Origin of the sequence: Kitasatospora sp. NPDC059462, assembly GCF_042749955.1 — a bacterium.
Lineage (GTDB): Bacteria > Actinomycetota > Actinomycetes > Streptomycetales > Streptomycetaceae > Kitasatospora.
The window spans coordinates 1-7,912 of sequence record NZ_JBHYUU010000277.1; the positions used below are offsets into that span (position 1 = coordinate 1).

A 7,912-nucleotide genomic window follows, 5' to 3' on the forward strand; every position below is an offset into this window, starting at 1 on the left:
ACCGCGTCCGGCCCGGCACCCGCTGGGTCTCGGCGGCGGTCGGCGCGGGCCTGGTCTTCTCGGCGGCGACCAACACCTGCGCGATGGGCAACCTGCTGTCCCGCCTCCCGTTCAACCGCCCCCGCCCCGGCCAGGTCCCGGACCTCGACGCCACCCTCGCCGCCCTCACCGGCGCCCGCTGACCTCCCGCCCCGTCGCCCGTCCGGGATCCGGCATCCGGCTTCCGGGCGGGCGACGGGGCCCGGTCAGTGCCCGCCGGGCCGGTTGCGCCACCGGTACTGCCAGTGGGCGCTCACCCGGTGGTCGTGCTCGAACCCGGGGCCGAGCGGTCCGACCCGGGCGTAGGCGTCCTCGGTGCGCGGATCGTCCCGCCGCGCGAGCGCGTAGGCGGCCTCCAGCCGCAGCGTCCGGTGCTCCTCGTCCAGCAGTGCGGCGAGGGCCTCGGTCACCGCGGCCGTCCGGTCGCCCGACCCGGCGAGGGTGGCGGCCGCGCGGGCCCGCACGGCGAGGTCCGAATCCCGGAGCAGGCGCAGCAGTGCCTCCCGGACGTCCGGCGCGAACACGCCCGGTGTCTCCAGGGCGTCGGCGACGGAGGCCCGCACGGCACCGTCCGGGTCGTCGGCCAGGACGAGCAGTGCGGCGGTGGCGGCCTCGCCCGGTCCGGTCAGCTCCGGGCTCAGCAGGTACGGGACCTCGCGGCGGACCCGGGGATCCGGGTGGTCGGCGTGGCGCAGGCCGAGGGTCTCCCCGGCGGGGTGGCGGCGGCCGAGGAGGGCCGCGAGGACCCTGCCGAGCACCCGGCCGTCGGGTTCGTCGAACGCCCAGGCCGCCAGCATCCCGACGTCCCGCGTGCTGTCGGAGCCGTCCATGACGGCGCCGGCCAGGAGGACGCGGTGCCACAGGACCTCGGCGAGGAACAGACGGCGGACGGGATCGGGGTGGTGCCGCAACGACGCGAGCTCGGACCGGGCCCGTTCGCTCCGGCGACCCGCGAGGGCGTGCGCGGCGGTGAACCACGCGTCGTCGTCGTCCGGGCGGCGGATCCCGCGCGCCACCACCTCCGCGACGGGCGGGAGGACGCCGAACCGCTGCTCCAGGAGGGTGAGGACGCTGCCGTGGCCGGCCCGGACGGCGTGCCCGCCCGGCGCGACCTCCTCGGCCTGCGCGTGGTCGCCGTCCCGCACCCGCCGCCGTACGGCCGGTCCGTCGGCCCCGGTGCGGCGGCGCAGCTCCTCCTCCTCGCCGGTCTCGTACCGGCGCCGGGCGAGGTCGAGCAGGCGTTGCCGCGCCGGGGCGGGGATCCGCAGGGCGGGGTCCTTGCCGAGCACGGCCTCGACCAGGGCCGTCGAGCCGAGGTCGACGGCCCGCAGCAGCGGCGTGGTGCCGTCCGGCAGCTCGCGGTCGGGGTCGGCGCCGGGGTCGGCGCCGGGGTCGGCGTCGGTCAGCGCCTCGGCCGTCGCGTGGTCGAACCCCGCCACCGCGAGGCAGAGCAGGGGCAGCCCGTCGGGCCCGCGGGTGTCCGGATCGGCGCCCTCCTCCAGGCAGGCCCGCACCGCGGCGGCGTTCCGCGCGATGACGGCCGCCACCAGCCGCCGCTCCGCCATCAGCCGCCGCTCCGCCGCCGCCCGCTGTTCCCCCGCCGGCCGCTGTTCCCCCGCCACGAACCCCCCTGGTGGACCGTCGGGCGGAAGGGTAGCGCGGCGGCAATCGGTCGTGCCCGGCATTTACCCGGCCGTCGGTGACCGGAGGTAGCCTCGGGGGCTCGGACCGGTGTGCGGCGGGGTGAGGTGCGGGTGAGCGTGTCGGGCGGATGGGTCTCCACCGGGCTGGGGTGGCGCGACGGGCGGGCGGTGCTGAGCGCGGTGCACGGGCGCCGGGTGCACGAGCGCGAGGTGCTGCCGGGGGTCGAGGTCGGCTGGCTGCTCGGCGGGCCGCGCCGGTGCACCGGGGCCTGGCTGGCGGGCCAGGACGAGCGCACGCCCTGCCCGCACCACGCCGTGATCGCGCCGGACGGCGCCGCCGTGCAGTGCGCGTCCTGCCAGAGCGTGGACCGGGGGCTGGCGCTGGCCCGGGACCAGATCCTCGACGACGGCCGCACCTACCGGCTCTACCTCGCCTGGTTCGGCGAGGGGCTGCTCAAGGTCGGCCTCACCGCCGAGCAGCGCGGCACCAGCCGGCTGCTCGAACAGGGCGCGCTGGCCTGGACGTTCGCCGCCCGGGGCGCGCTGCCCGCCGTCCGGCGGGCCGAACTGACCGTGGCCGCCTCCGGGTTGGCCCGGGAGCGGTTCAAGAGCCGGGTGAAGGTGGACCACTGGTGGGAGCACGGCGACGCGGACCACCGCCGCGCGCTGCTCACCGACGCGCGGGCCCGGGCGCACGAACTGCTGCGCGGACACGGGGTGGAGCTGCTGGCGGACCACCCGGTCACCGACCACGTCGGGGTCTTCGGGCTGACCGCGGGCGCCCCCGCCGTCTACCGGGCGGTCGAGGCTCTCGCGGACGGCGCGGTGCTGGCCGGGCGGCTGCGCCCGCCGATCGGCCGGCACCTGCTGCTCGACCAGCCGGACGGCGGCGCGCCACTGCTGCTGGACACCCGGCTGCTGACCGGCTGGACGCTGGCCCCGGCGGCCGGGCGGCCGTCCGCGGGGCTGGCGCTGAGCGAGCGGGTCCGCCCGGCCGAGCCGGACACCCAGGAGGCGCTGTTCTGACCCGGCGGGCCACCGGCGGCAGTTGCATGTAAAAACCAGCACCCCTAGGCTCGGGCCTGCATGGTTTCACTTTGCTACCGCAGCTTCGCCACCGTCCCGCGCGAGAGGCCCGCCATGATCCCCGCCCACGAGACCTTCGACGCCACCTTCCCCTACCGCCCGCACTTCAGCACCGCCCCCGGCTTCCCGATGCACTACGTCGACGAGGGCGCCGGCTCGGTCGTCCTCTGCCTGCACGGCGAGCCCACCTGGGGCTACCTCTTCCGGGACCTCGTGCGCCGCCTCGCGCCCACCCACCGGGTCGTCGTCCCCGACCACATGGGCTTCGGCAAGAGCGCCACGCCCGCCGGGCGCGACTACCGGCTGCAGGACCACGTCGACAACCTGGAGGCGCTCGTCCTGGACCTCGGGCTGCGGGCGGTCACCCTCGTCGGCCACGACTTCGGCGGTCCGGTCGGCATGGGCCTCGCGGCCCGCCGGCCCGGGTTGATCGCCCGGGTGGTCGGTGTCAACGGGCCCACCCCGTTCGGGCAGCCCGGCCTCGGCGACGCGCTGGCCGCCAACGCCGCCGACTCCCCGTGGTTCCGCTGGACCGCCCGGGCGCACGCCGACGGCACGCTGGAGGCGGTGCTCGGCGCCCTGGACGTCACCGTGCTCAGCATGCTCAGGCTGAACGGCTTCGAGAACCCCGCCCTCGCCACCGACACCTGGCTGCGCGCGTACGGCGCCCCGTTCCCGACCCCGGCCGAGAGCGTGGGCGCGATCGGCTGGGTGAAGGGCTTCGCCACCGGCGCGCACCGCTTCGAGGAGCCGGACGCGGCGGCCCGCGCCGCGCTGGCGGCCGTCCCGGCGCTGGCGCTGTGGGGGACCGCGGACCGGACGCTGAACGCCCGGCACTTCCTGCCGCTGTTCCGGGAGGCCTTCCCGGACGGCCGGGTGGTCGAACTGCCGGGCGCCGGCCACTACAGCCCGGAGGACGCCCCGGACGCGGTCGCCGACCACCTCCTGCGCTTCCTCGCGGAGACGGACGGTGCGGTCGGGCGCTGAACCGCGCGGCGGTCAGGCGAGCTTGCCGCGCAGCACGCCCGGCCCGGAGCGGCCCCGCCGTGAGACCGGGGGGCGCGAGGGCCGGACGTCGGCGCGCGGTGCGGCGGGCTCCTCGGCGGCCGTCCTGGCGCTCGCCGCCCGGGCGGCCGCCAGCGCCACCCGCGCCAGCAGCGGATCCTCCCGGACCCCGGCCGCGCGCTTCGCCGTCTGGCACCCCGTGCACCAGATCGGCGAGGCGGGCCCGTCGGGGTACGCCATCGCCTCCGGCGGCAGGTAGTGGCTACCGCACTCGACGCACTCGAAGACCAGCCTCATCCGACGATCACCGTTCCGGATCCGTGGCACCGACGGCACGGTGACCAGTAGACGTGGATCCTGGGCACCATGCTCCCTTCCTCGTCCCGTTCGACCGTGGCTTCGGTCTTCTGGGTCCCCCCGGACCCGCCGCAACCGGAGCAGGACTGGACCTCGGGCATATGCACACTCCTTCGCGGCGGGGACCACGGTAGCGCGAAACCCGACCGGTCAGCACCGGACCTGACGAACAGTCGAAGAAGCGGGGCGCGTGTCGGCGCGCCGCACGCCGCGTGCGAACGTTCGATGGCGCCCCCTGGTGCGGTGCGCGCCCCTGTGCGCGCCCCGGGTCAGCAGGCCACCGTCCGGAAGCCGCAGTTGCCGCTGGTGGAGTCCGGAGTGTTGCCGGTGCGCGCGGCCACCCGGTAGCGGTTGCAGTAGGAGTCGTGGCACAGGTATGAGCCGCCCCGCAGCACCCGCCGGTCCCCGTCGCCGCTCCCGCCCGCGCCCCCGCCGCCCCCGTCGGTCCCGTCGGCCCCGGGCCCGCGCGGGTCGAAGCGCGGCGAGCGGGCGTAGTAACCGGGGTCGAAGCGGTCGGCGCACCACTCCCAGACGTTCCCGGCCACGTCCACCAGGCCGAAGCCGTTCGGCGGGTACGTGCCGACCGGCGCGGTCGCGAACCAGCCGTCCTCGCCGGTCGGCAGGTCGGGGAAACGGCCCTGCCAGATCCGGCAGCGGTGCGCGCCGTCCGGGCGCAGCTCGTCGCCCCAGGGGTAGCGGCGCCCGGCCAGCGGGCCCCGGGCGGCGTACTCCCACTCGGCCTCGGTGGGCAGCCGGCTCCCGGCCCAGCGGCAGTAGGCGAGCGCGTCGCGGTGGCTGACGTGCACCACGGGGTGGTCCTGGAGGTCCCCGGCGTCGCCGAGCGGGCCGTAGGGGTGGCGCCAGTCGGCGCCGCGCACCTCCACCCACCAGGGCGCGGCGGGGGAGCGGCCGAGCACATCGGCGGGGTCGGCGAGGACGAACAGGTGGAAGACGGCGGAGGAACCGGCCCGTTCGGCGTCGGTGCGGTGGCCGGTGGCCTCGACGAAGGCGGCGAACCGGGCGGTGGTGACCGGCTCGGTGTCGATGGTGAACGGCGCCAGCTCCACCTCGTGCACGGGCGTCTCGCCGTCCGCCGGACAGCCCTCCCCGAAGGCGTCCCCCATCGCGAACACCCCGCCGGGCAGCGCCGTCCGGGGGTGCCCGGGCCGCCGCGCCGCCGTCCCGGGCGGCGGCAGCGGGACGGGCCCGGCCCCGGCCGGGGCGGACGGCAGGCAGCAGGCGCGGGCGGCGCGGGGTTGACTCATGGGCCCAAGCTATAGCACTTTGCACCTAGGTGAGAATGCACCTAACAAGCATCCGAGGCGCCGGCGGGAGCCGGGGAAGAGGGCATCCGGTGAAGTTCGACCACGTCCTGCTGGGCCTGCTGGCCCTCCATCCGCGCAGCGGCTGGGACCTCAAGGAGTGGCTCGCGGGGGAGGGGCAGTTCGTCCGCTCCAACGCCCACCCCAGCCAGATCTACCGGCTGCTCAAGCGGATGGCCGAGCAGGGCTGGGTGGTCTACGAGACCGACCCGCGCGACGGGCGCCCGGACGCAAAGGTCTACCGGCTGACCGACGCCGGGCGGGCCGAGCTGATCCGCGAGGCCCGCTCCCCGTACCGGCCGACCAGCCGCTTCCAGGACCCGGACTTCATGGCCCGGTTCTACTGCTCCGCCCAGCTCGCGCCGGAGCAGCTGCTCCCGCTGGTCGACACCGAGCTCGCCTACCGCCGCCGCCAGGTGGCGGTCATGCGCCCCCGGGACCGCACACTGGCCCTCCCCGAGGGCACGCCGGAGGCCGACGCCCGGCGGCTGCGGATGATCCGCGAGCTCACCCACGCCTACGGCACCTCCGCCGTCGACGCCTGGCTCGACTGGCTGGAGCACGTCCGCCGGCTGCTCGCCGACGGAACCGTCCCCACCACCAACCCCGCCCCCGCCCCCGCCACCGCCACCGCCCCCGAGGAGACGCCCCGGTGAAAGCCGTCCTGGTCATGTTCGACAGCCTCAACCGGCGGTTCCTGCCGCCCTACGGCTGCGACTGGACCGTCGCCCCGAACTTCGCCCGCCTCGCCGCCCGCGCCGCGACCTTCGACAACTGCTACGGCGGCTCCATGCCCTGCATGCCGGCCCGCCGCGAGATGCACACCGGCCGCTACAACTTCCTGCACCGCTCCTGGGGCCCGCTGGAGCCCTTCGACGACTCCGTCCCGGACCTGCTGAGCAAGGCGGGCGTCTACACCCACCTGGTCACCGACCACCAGCACTACTGGGAGGACGGCGGCGCCACCTACCACAACCGCTACGACAGCTACGAGTTCTTCCGCGGCCAGGAGGGCGACAAGTGGAAGGGCCACGTCGCCGACCCGGACGTCCCCGCGACGCTCTCCTGGCGCGAGGGCCCGGCCTGGCGCCAGGACTGGGTCAACCGCCAGTACCTGGCCGACGTCGCCGACCACCCGCAGACCCGCACCTTCGACGCCGGCCTGGAGTTCATCGCCACCAACCGCGAGCAGGACCGCTGGTTCCTGCAGATCGAGTGCTTCGACCCGCACGAGCCGTTCTACTCCTACGCCGAGCACAAGAAGCACTACCCGCACGACTGGGACGGCCCGCACTTCGACTGGCCCGACTACAAGCGCGTCACCGAGAGCCCGGAGGCCGTCGAGCACGCCCGCAACGAGTACGCCGCGCTGCTCACCATGTGCGACGACTCGCTCGGCCGCGTCCTGGACGCCTTCGACGAGCACGGCCTGTGGGACGACACCCTGCTGATCGTCTGCACCGACCACGGCCTGCTGCTCGGCGAGCGCGGCTGGTGGGGCAAGAACGTCCAGCCCTGGTACGACGAGAACATCCACACCCCGCTGTTCGTCTGGGACCCGCGCAGCCGGGCCACCGGACGGCGCGCCTCCCTCGTCCAGACCGTCGACCTCGGGCCGACCCTGCTGGAGTACTTCGACGTCCCGCGCACCCCCGACATGCAGGGCCGCCCGCTGGCCGGCACGGTCGCCCACGACACCCCGGTCCGCCGGCACGGCCTGTTCGGCGTCTTCGGCGGTCACGTCAGCATCACCGACGGCCGCCACGTCTACATGCGCGCCTGCAAGGACCCGTCCAACCGGCCGCTGTACGAGCACACCCTGATGCCCACCCACATGCGGGGCCACTTCACCCCGCGGGAGCTGGCCGGCGCCACCCTGGCCGAGCCGCTGCCGTTCACCAAGGGCGTGCCCGTGCTGCGGATGCCGGCCGACTCCTGGGGCAACCCGTACGCCTTCGGCACCCTGCTCTTCGACCTGGAGACCGACCCGGGGCAGGAGAACCCGCTGGTCGACGACGCGCTGGAACTGCGGATGGCCACCCTGCTCACCGAGGCGCTGCGGGAGGGCGACGCGCCCGCCGACCAGTTCGAACGGCTCGGCCTGCCCGCCGAGGGGCCGGTCACCGCCGGGCACCTGCTGGCCCGCGCCCAGCGGCCGCAGGCGCTCGCCGCCGCCGAGCCGCTGCCGAACGCCGAGGACTTCGCCGAGGCCCCGCTCTCGGTGCACACCCCGCTGCGCGCCCTGCTGGCCCACGAGGGCGCGCGCGGGGCCGTCCTGGACCGGCTGCCGATGCTGGCCAACCCCGGTCTGCAGGCGATGCTCGGCGGGCTCTCCCCGTTCCGGCTCGCCGCCATGGGGCCGTCCGTGCGTCCCGCGGACCTGCACGCCCTCGCCGCCACCCTGGCCGCGCTGCCGGCCGAGGCGTAGCCGCGCACGGCGACGGCGCCCCTCCGCGGCCG

Annotated in this window: 7 protein-coding genes and 1 pseudogene; 5 read left to right on the top strand and 3 right to left on the bottom strand. The window is 76.1% G+C overall.

Annotated features, from left to right (window positions below; all coding sequences use genetic code 11):
- Positions 1–182, top strand: a pseudogene (locus tag ACFXAM_RS36425) (hypothetical protein); the annotation flags it as partial.
- Between the two features lie 63 nt (positions 183–245).
- Here the strand turns inward: ACFXAM_RS36425 and ACFXAM_RS36430 are convergent.
- Positions 246–1,661 carry a HEAT repeat domain-containing protein gene (locus tag ACFXAM_RS36430; protein ID WP_380297945.1) on the bottom strand — a complete coding sequence of 472 codons (1,416 nt, stop codon included), beginning with the start codon at positions 1,659–1,661 and terminating at the stop codon, positions 246–248.
- Between the two features lie 138 nt (positions 1,662–1,799).
- Between ACFXAM_RS36430 and ACFXAM_RS36435 the strand changes: the two genes are divergently transcribed.
- Together ACFXAM_RS36435 and ACFXAM_RS36440 are read left to right on the top strand one after the other, a co-directional pair.
- A complete protein-coding gene (locus ACFXAM_RS36435; protein WP_380297946.1) occupies positions 1,800–2,708 on the top strand; it encodes a DUF2797 domain-containing protein in 909 nt (302 codons plus the stop codon).
- A 60-nt stretch (positions 2,709–2,768) separates the two neighbouring features.
- Positions 2,769–3,755, top strand: coding sequence for an alpha/beta fold hydrolase (locus tag ACFXAM_RS36440; RefSeq protein ID WP_380297948.1), 987 nt, complete (start codon positions 2,769–2,771; stop codon positions 3,753–3,755).
- 12 nt (positions 3,756–3,767) lie between these two features.
- On the opposite strand, the gene ACFXAM_RS36445 is transcribed toward ACFXAM_RS36440, so the two are convergent.
- Together ACFXAM_RS36445 and ACFXAM_RS36450 are read right to left on the bottom strand one after the other, a co-directional pair.
- Positions 3,768–4,070, bottom strand: coding sequence for a hypothetical protein (locus ACFXAM_RS36445; protein WP_380297950.1), 303 nt, complete (start codon positions 4,068–4,070; stop codon positions 3,768–3,770).
- A 329-nt stretch (positions 4,071–4,399) separates the two neighbouring features.
- Positions 4,400–5,395, bottom strand: coding sequence for a formylglycine-generating enzyme family protein (locus ACFXAM_RS36450; RefSeq protein WP_380297952.1), 996 nt, complete (start codon positions 5,393–5,395; stop codon positions 4,400–4,402).
- A gap of 89 nt (positions 5,396–5,484) precedes the next feature.
- Here ACFXAM_RS36450 and ACFXAM_RS36455 point away from each other — a divergent pair, with 89 nt between their 5' ends.
- Positions 5,485–6,108, top strand: coding sequence for a helix-turn-helix transcriptional regulator (locus ACFXAM_RS36455; protein WP_380297954.1), 624 nt, complete (start codon positions 5,485–5,487; stop codon positions 6,106–6,108).
- Positions 6,105–7,880 carry a sulfatase gene (locus ACFXAM_RS36460; protein WP_380297956.1) on the top strand — a complete coding sequence of 592 codons (1,776 nt, stop codon included), beginning with the start codon at positions 6,105–6,107 and terminating at the stop codon, positions 7,878–7,880. The genes ACFXAM_RS36455 and ACFXAM_RS36460 overlap by 4 nt, the downstream gene beginning before the upstream one ends.
- Positions 7,881–7,912: the final 32 nt, after the last annotated feature.